This is a genomic window from Agrobacterium sp. 6Ca8, from assembly GCF_055382765.1.
This window is the reverse complement of sequence record NZ_AP026433.1, coordinates 1,174,885-1,187,621: the sequence shown is the minus strand read 5'-3', so window position 1 is coordinate 1,187,621 and position 12,737 is coordinate 1,174,885. Positions and strand designations below refer to the sequence as shown.

The 12,737-nt window shown below is 59.1% G+C and carries 10 protein-coding genes; 4 read left to right on the top strand and 6 right to left on the bottom strand.

All coding sequences use genetic code 11. The annotated features are described in order from the left end of the window. Positions 1 to 30: 30 nt before the first annotated feature. The gene (uvrA, locus tag ACZ5A6_RS05910) at positions 31 to 2,952 is read right to left on the bottom strand and encodes an excinuclease ABC subunit UvrA (protein WP_174061339.1); all 2,922 of its coding nucleotides are present in this window, start codon (positions 2,950 to 2,952) and stop codon (positions 31 to 33) included. Positions 2,953 to 3,217: 265 nt separating this feature from the next. Here uvrA and ACZ5A6_RS05905 point away from each other — a divergent pair, with 265 nt between their 5' ends. Continuing rightward, positions 3,218 to 3,793 (top strand): single-stranded DNA-binding protein, encoded by a 576-nt coding sequence (locus ACZ5A6_RS05905; protein ID WP_003515262.1) that lies wholly within the window; start codon positions 3,218 to 3,220, stop codon positions 3,791 to 3,793. 66 nt (positions 3,794 to 3,859) lie between these two features. Here the strand turns inward: ACZ5A6_RS05905 and ACZ5A6_RS05900 are convergent, their stop codons facing one another. Together ACZ5A6_RS05900 and ACZ5A6_RS05895 are read right to left on the bottom strand one after the other, a co-directional pair. Further along, the gene (locus tag ACZ5A6_RS05900) at positions 3,860 to 5,008 is read right to left on the bottom strand and encodes an HPP family protein (RefSeq protein ID WP_038491010.1); all 1,149 of its coding nucleotides are present in this window, start codon (positions 5,006 to 5,008) and stop codon (positions 3,860 to 3,862) included. Between the two features lie 123 nt (positions 5,009 to 5,131). Then, positions 5,132 to 5,761, bottom strand: a complete 630-nt coding sequence (locus ACZ5A6_RS05895; RefSeq protein WP_003515260.1) for a MarC family protein — start codon at positions 5,759 to 5,761, stop codon at positions 5,132 to 5,134. A 217-nt stretch (positions 5,762 to 5,978) separates the two neighbouring features. Here ACZ5A6_RS05895 and gyrA point away from each other — a divergent pair, with 217 nt between their 5' ends. Next, positions 5,979 to 8,771, top strand: coding sequence for a DNA gyrase subunit A (gyrA, locus tag ACZ5A6_RS05890; RefSeq protein WP_003515259.1), 2,793 nt, complete (start codon positions 5,979 to 5,981; stop codon positions 8,769 to 8,771). A 94-nt stretch (positions 8,772 to 8,865) separates the two neighbouring features. On the opposite strand, the gene ACZ5A6_RS05885 is transcribed toward gyrA, so the two are convergent. The 3 genes from ACZ5A6_RS05885 to ACZ5A6_RS05875 form a co-directional block, all read right to left on the bottom strand. Next, complete coding sequence (locus tag ACZ5A6_RS05885) at positions 8,866 to 9,126, bottom strand: hypothetical protein (protein ID WP_003515258.1); 261 nt, start codon at positions 9,124 to 9,126, stop codon at positions 8,866 to 8,868. An 84-nt stretch (positions 9,127 to 9,210) separates the two neighbouring features. Next, positions 9,211 to 10,725, bottom strand: coding sequence for an SPOR domain-containing protein (locus ACZ5A6_RS05880; protein ID WP_174061338.1), 1,515 nt, complete (start codon positions 10,723 to 10,725; stop codon positions 9,211 to 9,213). 148 nt (positions 10,726 to 10,873) lie between these two features. Further along, the gene (locus tag ACZ5A6_RS05875; RefSeq protein ID WP_174061337.1) at positions 10,874 to 11,584 is read right to left on the bottom strand and encodes a hypothetical protein; all 711 of its coding nucleotides are present in this window, start codon (positions 11,582 to 11,584) and stop codon (positions 10,874 to 10,876) included. Positions 11,585 to 11,721: 137 nt separating this feature from the next. Here ACZ5A6_RS05875 and ACZ5A6_RS05870 point away from each other — a divergent pair, with 137 nt between their 5' ends. Then, complete coding sequence (locus tag ACZ5A6_RS05870; protein WP_003515255.1) at positions 11,722 to 11,985, top strand: hypothetical protein; 264 nt, start codon at positions 11,722 to 11,724, stop codon at positions 11,983 to 11,985. A 15-nt stretch (positions 11,986 to 12,000) separates the two neighbouring features. After that, the gene (locus ACZ5A6_RS05865; RefSeq protein ID WP_174061336.1) at positions 12,001 to 12,228 is read left to right on the top strand and encodes a hypothetical protein; all 228 of its coding nucleotides are present in this window, start codon (positions 12,001 to 12,003) and stop codon (positions 12,226 to 12,228) included. Positions 12,229 to 12,737 lie beyond the last annotated feature (509 nt).

Sequence of the window (12,737 nt, the reverse complement as noted above, 5' to 3'; positions counted from 1 at the left end):
CTTACGTACCCTTGCTGCGAAAGGTGCGGATTACTCCGCAGCCTCGCGTTTTCCGGCTGGCCGCCGTTCCAGAAGTTCCTTCAGGAAATGGCCGGTATAGGATCGCTCGTTCTTGACGATGTCTTCCGGCGTTCCGGTTGCCACCACTTCGCCGCCGCCCGTGCCACCTTCTGGGCCAATATCGATGATCCAGTCGGCCGTCTTGATGACTTCGAGATTGTGCTCGATTACCACGACGGAATTGCCCTGATCCACCAGCGCCTGCAGCATTTCCAGAAGCTTGTTGACGTCGTGGAAATGGAGACCCGTCGTCGGCTCATCGAGAATGTAGAGCGTGCGGCCGGTGGAGCGTTTCGACAGTTCCTTGGCGAGCTTGACGCGCTGCGCCTCGCCGCCGGAGAGCGTATTGGCCTGCTGGCCGACCTTGATGTAACCGAGGCCGACATCGAACAGCGCTTGCAGCTTGTCACGCACGGCCGGAACGGCGGCGAAGAACTCAACGCCTTCTTCCACCGTCATATCCAGCACGTCGGCAATGGACTTGCCCTTGAAGGTCACATCCAGTGTCTCGCGATTATAACGCTTGCCGTGGCAGACGTCGCAGGTGACATAGACATCAGGCAGGAAGTGCATCTCGATCTTGATGACGCCGTCGCCCTGGCAGGCTTCACAGCGGCCGCCCTTGACGTTGAAGGAGAAACGGCCAGGTGCATAACCGCGCGCCTTCGCCTCCGGCAGACCGGCGAACCAGTCACGGATCGGCGTGAATGCGCCGGTGTAGGTGGCGGGGTTTGATCGTGGCGTGCGGCCGATTGGCGACTGGTCGATATCGATCACCTTGTCGATGAATTCGAAACCATCGATGCGGTCATGCTCGGCCGGAATTTCGCGCGCGCCCATCACCCGGCGTGCTGCCGACTTATAGAGCGTCTCGATCAGGAAGGTGGATTTGCCACCACCCGACACGCCGGTAACGGCGGTGAAAACGCCAAGGGGAACGGCCGCAGTCACATTCTTCAGGTTGTTGCCGCGTGCGCCAAAAACCTTGATTTCGCGGCCCTTCTTCGGCTTGCGGCGTTCTGCCGGCACGGCGACGCCGAGTTCGCCGGATAGATATTTTCCGGTCAGCGATTTCGGATTGGCCATAACCTCCTGCGGCGTGCCTTCGGCGATGACCTGACCGCCGTGAATGCCGGCGGCAGGGCCGATATCGACAACGTAATCCGCCGTCAGAATGGCATCCTCGTCGTGTTCGACCACGATCACCGTATTGCCGATATCACGCAGATGTTTCAGCGTATCGAGCAGACGGGCATTGTCGCGCTGGTGCAGGCCGATGGAGGGCTCGTCCAGAACATAGAGAACGCCCGTGAGGCCGGAGCCGATTTGCGAAGCAAGCCGGATGCGCTGGCTTTCTCCGCCGGAAAGCGTGCCGGAGTTGCGTGACAGGCTGAGATAATCCAGCCCGACATCGTTGAGGAATCGCAGACGTTCGCGGATTTCCTTGAGGATGCGAACCGCGATCTCGTTCTGTTTGGCGTTCAGATTTTCCGGCAGCGTCTCGAACCAGTCGCGTGCCATACGGATCGACATCTGGGTGACTTCGCCGATGTGCATTCTGTTGATCTTGACGGCGAGCGCTTCCGGCTTCAGGCGATAGCCGGCGCAGGCCGGGCAGGGGGCCGCCGACATATAACGCTCGATTTCCTCGCGCGCCCAGGCGCTGTCGGTTTCTTTCCAGCGACGCTCCAGATTGGGAACGATGCCTTCGAAATTCTTCACCGTCTTGTAGGAGCGCGCACCGTCCTGATAGTTGAACTCGATCTTGTCGTCAGTGCCCTGGAGAATGGCGTGCTGCGCCTCTTTCGAAAGGTCCGTCCATTTGCTCGACAGCTTGAAACCGAAGGCCTTGCCCAGCGCCTCCAGCGTCTGGTTGTAATAGGGGGAAGACGACTTGGCCCAGGGGGCGATCGCGCCATCCCGCAGGGTGCGTGCAGGTTCTGGCACGATCAGGTTTTCGTCCACCTTCTGCTGCGAGCCGAGACCGTCACAGGTGGGGCAGGCGCCGAAGGGATTGTTGAAGGAGAAAAGCCGGGGCTCGATTTCCGGGATGGTGAAGCCGGAGACCGGGCAGGCGAATTTTTCCGAAAACAGCATACGCTCGTGGGTCTCATTGAGCGATTTGTTTGCGGAGCCGCCAGCCGAGGTTTCTTCCGGCGGCAGGGGCTTGTCGGCAAATTCGGCCACTGCCAACCCGTCGGCGAGCTTGAGGCAGGTCTCGAGACTGTCGGCAAGGCGTGCTGCCATGTCCGGGCGCACGACGGCGCGGTCCACCACCACATCGACATCGTGTTTGTACTTCTTGTCGAGGACGGGAACGTCAGCGATCTCGTAGAACTGGCCATCCACCTTGACGCGCTGGAAGCCCTTCTTCATCAGTTCGGCGAGTTCCTTTTTATATTCGCCTTTGCGGCCGCGCACGATCGGCGCGAGAATATAAAGGCGCGTGCCTTCCTCGAAGGCAAGGATACGGTCGACCATCTGGCTGACCGTCTGGCTCTCGATCGGCAGGCCCGTCGCCGGCGAGTAGGGCACACCGACACGCGCAAACAGCAGGCGCATATAGTCGTAGATTTCCGTGACCGTGCCGACCGTAGAGCGCGGGTTCTTCGAGGTGGTTTTCTGCTCGATGGAAATCGCCGGAGAAAGCCCCTCGATGCGGTCTACATCCGGCTTCTGCATCATTTCGAGGAACTGGCGCGCATAGGCCGAGAGGCTCTCGACATAACGGCGCTGGCCCTCGGCATAGATTGTGTCGAAGGCGAGCGACGACTTGCCCGAGCCGGAGAGCCCGGTCATGACGATCAGCTTGTTGCGCGGTAGATCCAGATCGATACCCTTGAGGTTATGCTCACGGGCACCACGGATGGAAATCGTCTTCAGTTCACTCATGATAAAGCTCGGACAAAATTAACAGGCCTGATGGCGGAGCGTCCTTATGTAGTGACGCAACCGGACGTGTCGAGGTTTATTCCCTATCGATCGATGGCTTTTCGGCTCACTTGACTCGAATTTCGTGATTTAATAGAACAAAAAAGGAACAAATTGCAAGTGCGAATATACTCTCTGAAAAAGTCAGGATTATTCGCTGTGGATTGTTCCCCGTTGCGGTGCCCTTTGCGGGCGGCGATGGTTATTGTGTGCGGGATTTTTTGAAATGCAATTGCCGGTCACGATGGCTGGCGGACAGGATGACGAGATGGCTGGTAGCGTAAACAAGGTAATTCTGATTGGGAACGTTGGCGCCGATCCCGAAATTCGCCGGACGCAGGACGGCCGTCCGATCGCCAATCTGCGTATCGCCACCTCGGAGACCTGGCGGGACCGCAACAGCGGCGAGCGCAAGGAAAAGACTGAATGGCACACGGTCGTCGTTTTCAACGAAGGCCTGTGCAAGGTTGTCGAACAATATGTGAAAAAGGGCGCCAAGCTCTATATTGAAGGCCAGCTGCAGACGCGCAAGTGGCAGGACCAGACCGGTAACGACCGTTACTCCACCGAAGTGGTACTGCAGGGCTTCAACTCCACGCTGACGATGCTCGACGGTCGCGGCGAAGGTGGCGGCGGCAGCCGCAGCGGTGGCGACATCGGCGGTGGAGATTATGGCAGCGGCGGCGGTAACTACGGTGGCGGTTACGACCAGCAGCCGGCGGCCCGCGGCGGTGCCTCTCGTGGCGGCAGCCAGCCTTCCGGCGGCTTCTCCAGTGACATGGACGACGATATCCCGTTCTGATCGGGACCCTGATTGACGGGGCGGGGGCCGGTCGAAAACGGTTGCCCGCTTCAAGGTCGCGACGACCTACGCCGCGGCTTTGTCCGCCAGCATCGCAACCATGACATCGGACTGCGAAAGAATACCCACCATCTTGCCGTTGGCGTCGATCACCGGCAGGTAATGCAGGCCTTCCTCCGCAAAGCGGATGATTGCTTCCTCGATCGCCGTTTCCGGCTGCACGGTTCTAACAGGCGATGTCATGATATCCTTGACGGTATCGTTAGGTGCGCTTTCGCCTGAGAGGATAAGGCGCAGGCGCTGCAGGAAACCGATGGAAGGGCGGCCGTTTCTCCAGCTAGCCTTTTCAAGAAAATCCGTCTGAGTGACGATGCCGACGATTTCGGCCCTGTCGTTGGTCACGGGCAGAGCCTTGAAATGGCGTTTGCGCATCAGTGAATGGGCGTGGCGCAGGCTATCATCCGGGGCGACGCCGACCACATCGCGCGACATGACGCTGGCGCAATCGAGGTGGAGGGCGCGGCGGCGCCAGGAGCGCAATTCCGTCTTGCGCAAAATCATCTCCAGCACATCGCGATCAATATCGAGAACCTCGTCATATTCCTTCAGCACCTCGTCCAGATCGGCTGAGGAAAAGCCGATTTTCTGTATCGGCGTCGGGTCTGCCGTGCCGTGGCTGGCCTTTCCCAACCTCAGGCCGTGCGGATAGGCGCGGCCGGTGGCATTGTTATAAACGAGCGCGAGGATGAGAAGGATGAGCGAGTTTCCGGCGACCGGCCAGAGAATAAAGCCATAGCCGAGACTATGCACGGCGGGACCGCCGAGAACGGCCGTCAGCGCCACCGCGCCGCTTGGCGGGTGCAGGCAGCGCAGCGCCATCATGGCAGCAATGGCAAGGCTTATGGCAAGCGCGCTGGCAAGGAAAATATCCGGAACGAGTAAAGCCACCGTCACACCCACGAAAGCCGACACGATGTTGCCGCAGAGGATCGACCAGGGCTGCGCAAGGGGGCTGGATGGCACGGCGAATAAAAGCACCGCCGAGGCGCCCATCGGCGCGATCATGGCGGGCAGGGCAGGGTCTAAGCGGAAAGCAAGGCTGCCCAGAAGTCCGGTCAGCGAAATGCCGACGAAGGCGCCCGCCGCAGCGCGCAGCCTTTCCCGGTTACTGACGGGAGCGGCATCCGGGATGAGGCGGCGCAGCGTGGATCGCATGGAGAGGGCTTTCTGGTGCGGAAAAAAGATGCGCGTCTTTTAACCGAGGCAGGAGCCGGATTCAAAGGGCGGATTTTTCGCAAATCCGGCCGGTTGCGGCATTTTGTTGCGAACCGATGGTCGTCAGAATGCGAAGGCCGATTTTATGCCGTCCACTACGAACTGCACGGAAAGCGCGGCAAGAAGGACGCCGAGCAGCCTTGTCAGGATCGCGCGGCCGGTATTGCCGAGAAAACGGTCCATGCGTTCCGAGACGATCAGGGTGGCGTAGACGAGGGCCATGGCGAAGGCGAGGATGAGAATAAGCACGACCATTTCGAGCGTCGTTTTCATCGTTCCCGCTAGGAGCACGGTCGCGGAAATGGCGCCAGGCCCGGCGATCAACGGCAAGGCGAGCGGAAAGACCGCCAGATTGTGCAGATGGTCCTTGGTTATGGCAATCTCCGAGGTCTTTTCCTTGCGCTCCTGGCGTTTCTCGAAAATCATCTCGAAGGAAATCCAGAACAGCAGCAGGCCACCGGCGATGCGGAAGGCACCCAGCGAAATGCCGAGAAGGTTGAGGATGGTGAGACCGAACAGGGCGAAGATGGCGAGAATGCCGAAGGCGATGATTGAGCCGCGCAGAGCCACCTGGGCGCGCTGGTCGCGCGTCATTCCAACCGTGAGTGCGAGAAATACGGGCGCGAGACCGGGCGGATCGAGCGTGACCAGAAGTGTTGTAAGCGCGTTGATGAGCGTTTCGCTGCTGGCCATTCTTTCCCCGCCTGTTCTGTTTTTAGGCCGGAGCGTACGCAAGTCGTACACGCTTTGAAAGGGAGCGGCGTCGCTTTTGCCAACCTAAATGGCGAAAAGCGGGGTATGTCTTGCAAATGACGCAAAAGACTGTTCAAAACTCGCGTGGAAATTGGCTTAACGTGGCTGTTTCCGCTATAAAAATCCATCCGATTCTTAACAGAGAATGTGATCCGTTTTGACTGACCAGAGCCCCCCCGGCGGCGGAAAACTTCCGCCAGGCATTGAACCGATTTCCATCATTGAGGAAATGCAGCGGTCCTATCTCGATTACGCCATGAGCGTTATCGTTTCCCGCGCGCTTCCCGATGTCCGTGACGGTCTGAAGCCGGTTCATCGCCGTATTCTTTACGGAATGTCCGAACTCGGCATCGACTGGAACAAGAAATACGTCAAATGCGCCCGCGTCACCGGTGACGTGATGGGTAAATTCCATCCGCACGGCAATGCGGCGATTTACGATGCGCTGGCGCGTATGGCGCAGGACTGGTCTCTTCGCCTGCCGCTGATCGACGGACAGGGCAACTTCGGCTCCATCGACGGCGATCCGCCGGCGGCCGAACGTTACACCGAGTGCCGTCTCGAAAAGGCAGCGCATTCGCTTCTCGACGATCTCGACAAGGAAACGGTGGATTTCCGCGACAACTATGACGGCACCTTGCATGAGCCGGTCGTCATTCCCGCGAAATTCCCGAACCTTCTGGTCAACGGGGCAGGTGGCATCGCCGTCGGCATGGCGACGAATATTCCGCCGCACAATCTTTCCGAAGTCATCGACGGCTGTATCGCCCTCATCGACAATCCGGCGATCGAGCTGCTGGAACTGATGCAGATCATTCCCGGCCCGGACTTTCCGACCGGCGCGCTCATCATGGGCCGTTCCGGCATTCGCTCTGCCTATGAGACGGGTCGCGGATCGGTCATCATGCGCGGCCGTGCGACCATCGAGCCGATGCGCGGCGACCGCGAGCAGATCATCATCACCGAGGTTCCCTATCAGGTGAACAAGGCGACGATGATCGAGAAGATGGCCGAACTGGTCAAGGAAAAGCGCATCGAGGGTATTTCCGATCTGCGCGACGAGTCCGACCGCCAGGGTTATCGCGTCGTCGTCGAGCTGAAGCGCGACGCCAATGCCGAAGTCATCCTGAACCAGATCTATCGCTACACGCCGCTGCAGACCTCCTTCGGCTGCAACATGGTGGCGCTGAACGGCGGCAAGCCTGAACAGATGACGCTGCTGGACATGCTGCGCGCCTTCGTGTCCTTCCGTGAGGATGTCGTCAGCCGCCGCACGAAGTATCTGCTGCGCAAGGCGCGCGACCGCGCGCATGTGTTGGTCGGTCTGGCGATCTCGGTTGCCAATATCGACGAAGTCATCCGCGTCATTCGTCATGCTCCCGATCCGGCTTCGGCCCGTGAGGAGCTGATGACGCGGCGCTGGCCGGCGCAGGATGTGGAAAGCTTGATCCGTCTCATCGACGATCCGCGCCACCGCATCAATGAAGACGGCACCTACAATCTCTCCGAAGAGCAGGCACGCGCCATTCTCGAATTGCGCCTTGCCCGCCTGACGGCGCTTGGCCGCGACGAAATCGGCGACGAGCTGAACAAGATCGGTGCGGAAATCAGCGAATATCTCGAAATCCTGTCTTCACGGCTGCGCATCATGCAGATCGTCAAGGATGAGCTTATTGCCATCCGCGATGAGTTCGGCACGCCACGCCGGTCCGAGATCGTCGAAGGCGGTCCTGACATGGATGATGAAGACCTCATCTCCCGCGAAGATATGGTCGTCACCGTTTCGCATCTCGGCTACATCAAGCGCGTGCCGCTGACCACCTACCGGGCACAGCGTCGCGGCGGCAAGGGCCGTTCCGGCATGGCGACGCGCGACGAAGATTTCGTCAACCGTCTCTTTGTCGCCAATACCCATACGCCGGTGCTGTTCTTCTCCTCGCGCGGCATCGTGTACAAGGAAAAAGTCTGGCGCCTTCCGATCGGTACGCCGCAGTCGAAGGGCAAGGCCCTCATCAACATGCTGCCGCTGGAACCAGGCGAGCGCATCACCACCATCATGCCGTTGCCCGAGGACGAAACGACCTGGGAAACGCTCGATGTGATGTTCTCGACGACGCGCGGCACGGTTCGCCGCAACAAGCTCGGCGATTTCGTGCAGGTCAACCGCAACGGCAAGATCGCCATGAAGCTGGACGAGGAGGGCGATGAAATCCTCTCCGTCGAAACCTGTACCGACCAGGATGACGTATTGCTGACGACGGCACTCGGCCAGTGCATCCGCTTCCCCGTCGACGATGTCCGCGTCTTCGCCGGCCGCAACTCGGTTGGCGTGCGCGGTATCAACATGGCGGATGGCGACCGCATTATCTCCATGACCATTGTGGGCCATGTGGAAGCTGAACCGTGGGAGCGTGCGGCCTACCTCAAGCGTTCGGCCACCGAGCGGCGTGCCGCCGGGGTCGATGAGGAAGATATCGCACTGGTTGGCGAGGAAGTCGCGGAAGAAGGCGAACTCAGCGAAGAGCGTTATCAGGAACTGAAGGCACGCGAAGAATTCGTGCTGACCGTCTCTGAAAAAGGCTACGGCAAGCGTTCTTCGTCTTACGACTTCCGCACATCGGGTCGTGGCGGCAAGGGCATCCGCGCCACCGATACCTCGAAGACGACGGAAATCGGCGAACTCGTTGCGGCCTTCCCGGTGGACGAAGGCGACCAGATCATGCTGGTTTCCGATGGCGGCCAGCTGATCCGTGTGCCGGTAAACGGCATCCGTATCGCAAGCCGCGCCACCAAGGGCGTGACGATCTTCTCCACCGCCAAGGATGAGAAGGTGGTTTCCGTGGAACGTATCAACGAGCCTGAAGGCGACGAAGAGGCGGAAAACGGCAATGGCGAAGATGTGGCAGACACTCTGCCGGATACGCCAGAGGCACCGGAGAGCGAGGCGTAAGCCGCCTCGTTTCTTCATTGTCAATCAACAAAAACCCCGCGGCGCACAGGCTCCGCGGGGTTTTTCTTTGTCTCGTCCGATTATGTTCGGTTTGTCAGCGGATCCGGATATGGACCGGTGCACGCCCGGAGCGGCGGCCGACATGAAGGTGGATATTTGCTTCCGGCTGATTGGCACGCCAGGCGCGGGCGCCGTGCGACAGAAGCAGGCTGACGAGATCACGCGTCTTTGCCTTGGAGCGGTTAAGACCGAGATCGGCAATGCGCATTGCCGCCTCGTGAATGGGATGCAGAACCGACAGACTGCCTTGCCCGTTGCCAGACGCAATGTCCGAATAGTTCTCGTTAACTGCCATCTTGGAAAGCCTCGCTACACATTACACAATTCGAGGAGACAGGCGATGTTTCAACAAATAAGCCACCGCCTGCGCGAACGTCGATTACTGGAGTGACGCCCAGCAGCTGACGCCTTTCTTTTTCAATGCATTGCATGCATTTACCGCGGCGGCCTGGCCGTCGAAGCCGCCGAAGCGGGCGCGGTATACCTGGGAGCCTTCTCTGCTGAAGGCCACCGTGAAGGGTTTTGCGGACCGAAGGGCGGCGCCGCCTTTTTCCTGCGCATTCTGCAACAGGCCACGTGCCGAGTTTTCATCCGGCGATGCGCCAATCTGGATCACCCAGCCGCCCTGCGGAGCTTCAGCCTTTGCCGAAACGGAAGGGGTGGAGGGTACAGATGCCGGCGTGGACGCGGTGACGATATTGTCCACCTTGGTCGAGTTGGTAATCAACTTGCGGTCAGGCGCGACGGCTACCTGAGAAATAGGATCCTTGCCCTTCTGCCAGGTGGCGGCTTCCATGGCCTTTACGGCCGCATTGGACGAGGAGCCTGCAAAGGCAGTAACCGGCGCGTCCTCGTAACGGGTCTGCGGTACGGGGCCGGCATGCGGCAGGCCGGAATCTGTCGCAGCGACAGCTGCGGACGGAGCCGCGACTGCCACAGGTGGAGCAGCAACAGCCACAGCGACTTGCTCTTCGACAGGTGCCGATCTCGTCTGCGCAATCAGGTTGCTGTTGCCGCTGCGGGAGGCCTGCGGCAGGTAGGTCGCAACAAGCTTGCGCATGGTGGCGTCACGGGCAGCGCTCGAGCGGCCGCCAAGAACGACGGCGACGATGGAGCGACCGTCTAGCTGTGCCGATGTTGCAAGATTGCTTCCGGCGGCACGGGTATAACCTGTCTTGATGCCGTCCACGCCGCGCACGGTTCCCACGAGACGATTGTGGTTGCCGATGACCTGCTTGCCGAAATTGAAGGTGCGCGTGGAGAAGTAGCCGTAATATTGCGGGAAATGCTGGCGAAGGGCGATGCCGAGGCGGGCCTGGTCACGCGCCGTCGTCATCTGCGCCGTGTTAGGCAGGCCGTTGGCGTTACGATAGGTCGTGCGCGTCATGCCGAGCGCACGGGCCTTGGCGGTCATCATTCTGGCAAAACGGTCTTCGGAGCCGCCGATATATTCACCGAGTGCGGTGGCCATGTCGTTGGCGGAACGGGTGACGAGCGCAAGGATTGCCTGCTCGACCGTGATGCTGCCACCGGCGCGCACGCCGAGCTTGGAAGGAGGCTCCTTGGCGGCGTTGGCCGAAACCGGCACCTTGGAATCGAGCGAAATGCGCCCGGAATTCAGCGCCTCGAACGTAAGATAAAGCGTCATCATCTTCGTCAGCGAGGCTGGATAGCGCAATCCATCCGGATCTTCGCCATAGAGAACCTTGCCGGTCTTGGCATCAATGACGATGCCCGCATATTTCGGGTCCGCCTGTGCGGTGCCAACGGATGTTGCGGTTATGAACGCCGCAGCAAGGGTCAACGCAACGAACCTCACCAAAGACGTCGCACCCGCTTTGCGCGAATCTGCCCCAAATAGACTTTTCAACACTGCTGAACTCTTCAATCGCATATTTCTGTTCCGCTCGGACGCGCCCCGCCCGAGTGCTCCGGGAAGAAACTTTATCGGGATGGCGTTACCAAGTGGTTTATGAAAGGTATCCACGCTCCATAAAATGCGACTTTTCGGGCGCAATCTGTCTCACGCCTTTTCACGGATTTCAGTCTTTTACGAGGCGCTGCTCGATGTAGCGTTTCACGCCTGCGTCGAGTTCTTTCCATTGTGGCAGCAAGGTTGCGGAGAATCGGTAGAACAGGCTGAGGTCCTGGCCGGCGTGGATGTCCCTCTGGCAGTCGCTGCCCGTCGACTCCTGCTGGGTTTGCGGCAGAAGGCAGCGCACGACATAGTCGCTTTCGCCCACTCGCTGCCCGGTCAATATGACTTCCTTGCCGTAACCTGCGTCGGCACGCAGGCGGTGCAGTGTAAGGCCGTGCTTCAGCGGCACAGGCTCTCCTTCCGTCAACCGGGCATAGATCGGCCCGAAACGGCCGGACATGTCCTCAGACATCGTGCTTTGCGATAGCTGGATGAAAATAAGCCCTGCTGCCTGCGCCGGATCATCGAAAACAGCGCGATTGGAGTCTTCATATCCCTTGAGATCCGGCCAGGTGAGATAAAGATCGGCCCGCTCTCGCTCTCCATCATGGCGGTCGGAAGGTACACGCAGCGTGTTTTTCGCAAGTTTCAGCCGGTCATTGCCGATTGTGATCTCCACCGCGTCGGTTGCTGTCGTGTGGCCCGCCTGAAGGATCCGCTCGCCGTACCATTTAACGCCGATATTAAGGGCAGCAACAAAGCATATAATAATGACGGCAATGATGACGGCGCGCCGTATCAGGGAGGATGAAAGCAGGGGGGCTTCGTTGTGCATGAGCTTCCGACTTGTTCTTACCACTGGACGCGTTTTCCACACTGAAAACAGACGGGCAAAGCTTTAACCTGCGGCGATCGCCATTGAAATGCTGTTTTGCCGCTGCTACCTGATAGGATGCAAGCAAAGGACGGCATATGGCAGCGCGCGACAGATATTCCCGGAAACTCGAATGTTCCAAATGCGGTCATCAGGGTTTTGCCGAGGTGTCGGAATCGGATGAGAAAGACCGCCGTAACCTTGATTTTCGCGTTGATGAAATGCCGCGTGGCTTCCGCACCGAGCGTGCCTCGGTCGATCCAACGGAATTCATGATCCGCTGCGGTCAGTGCGGTAACATATTCCGTTTCCTGCAAAAAACCGCCTATGCGCCGGGAGGCGAACCGCGCGTCAAGGCCTGAACGGAAGGTACCGGGATGACTGTACCGCAACAACCCAATGGGGCGCCGCCTAGGCGCAAGCCAATCTGGCCGTGGATCGTGCTGCTGGTGCTGACGCTTTGCACCATCTATTCCTACAATCGCGCCAACGAGATCATTATGGAGTTTTCCGACACGTTACCGCCGGCGCTGCTGAACCTTTTCGAGGATATTTTCCGGGGCGGTTTTCGGCACGTCGACGGCGGACCGAGCATCGGTGTCTGAACCATAAAGCAGGTAACGCACACCCAGCCTTTATCCGCCGGTCGCAGTTTTTCGGTAGTATAAAAGAAAAAAGCCCCGCAAACGGGCGGGGCAGGTTGATCGCTCGGGGAAAGTTGGGCAATGCCCGGGAGCGATGCGGCTATATAAATGACAATATTACTGACGCGATAGGCCACTTCCGTCCCAAACAGTACGCCGACGCATAAAATTTGCTCAAGCAGGAAGAATTTAGGAATATCAACTGGCCAAATCTGTCAGGCAACTTGACAGGAGGTCGTTTTATTCTTCGATTGCCTCGAATTGCACATATTCGCGCCTAACATAACGGCACATGAGCAGACGCATGGATAAATCCGGAATCTTCTTCGTGGCGCTTTTATTGGTGCTTGTGGCAATCGTGCTGAGTCTGGCGCTATTCCACTCGCCTCAGCAAAGTCCGGCACTTCCTTCGGGCGAGGGGTCTCTGCTGCCGCCTGCAACGACACAAGGACAATGAGGTGCTGACGGAT

Excerpts from the sequence above, each read along its gene's own strand:
- uvrA (WP_174061339.1), bottom strand. The coding sequence starts at position 2,952 with ATGAGTGAACTGAAGACGATTTCCATCCGTGGTGCCCGTGAGCATAAC.
- ACZ5A6_RS05905 (WP_003515262.1), top strand. The coding sequence starts at position 3,218 with ATGCAATTGCCGGTCACGATGGCTGGCGGACAGGATGACGAGATGGCT.
- ACZ5A6_RS05900 (WP_038491010.1), bottom strand. The coding sequence starts at position 5,008 with ATGCGATCCACGCTGCGCCGCCTCATCCCGGATGCCGCTCCCGTCAGT.
- ACZ5A6_RS05895 (WP_003515260.1), bottom strand. The coding sequence starts at position 5,761 with ATGGCCAGCAGCGAAACGCTCATCAACGCGCTTACAACACTTCTGGTC.
- ACZ5A6_RS05885 (WP_003515258.1), bottom strand. The coding sequence starts at position 9,126 with ATGGCAGTTAACGAGAACTATTCGGACATTGCGTCTGGCAACGGGCAA.
- ACZ5A6_RS05880 (WP_174061338.1), bottom strand. The coding sequence starts at position 10,725 with ATGCGATTGAAGAGTTCAGCAGTGTTGAAAAGTCTATTTGGGGCAGAT.
- ACZ5A6_RS05875 (WP_174061337.1), bottom strand. The coding sequence starts at position 11,584 with ATGCACAACGAAGCCCCCCTGCTTTCATCCTCCCTGATACGGCGCGCC.
- ACZ5A6_RS05870 (WP_003515255.1), top strand. The coding sequence starts at position 11,722 with ATGGCAGCGCGCGACAGATATTCCCGGAAACTCGAATGTTCCAAATGC.
- ACZ5A6_RS05865 (WP_174061336.1), top strand. The coding sequence starts at position 12,001 with ATGACTGTACCGCAACAACCCAATGGGGCGCCGCCTAGGCGCAAGCCA.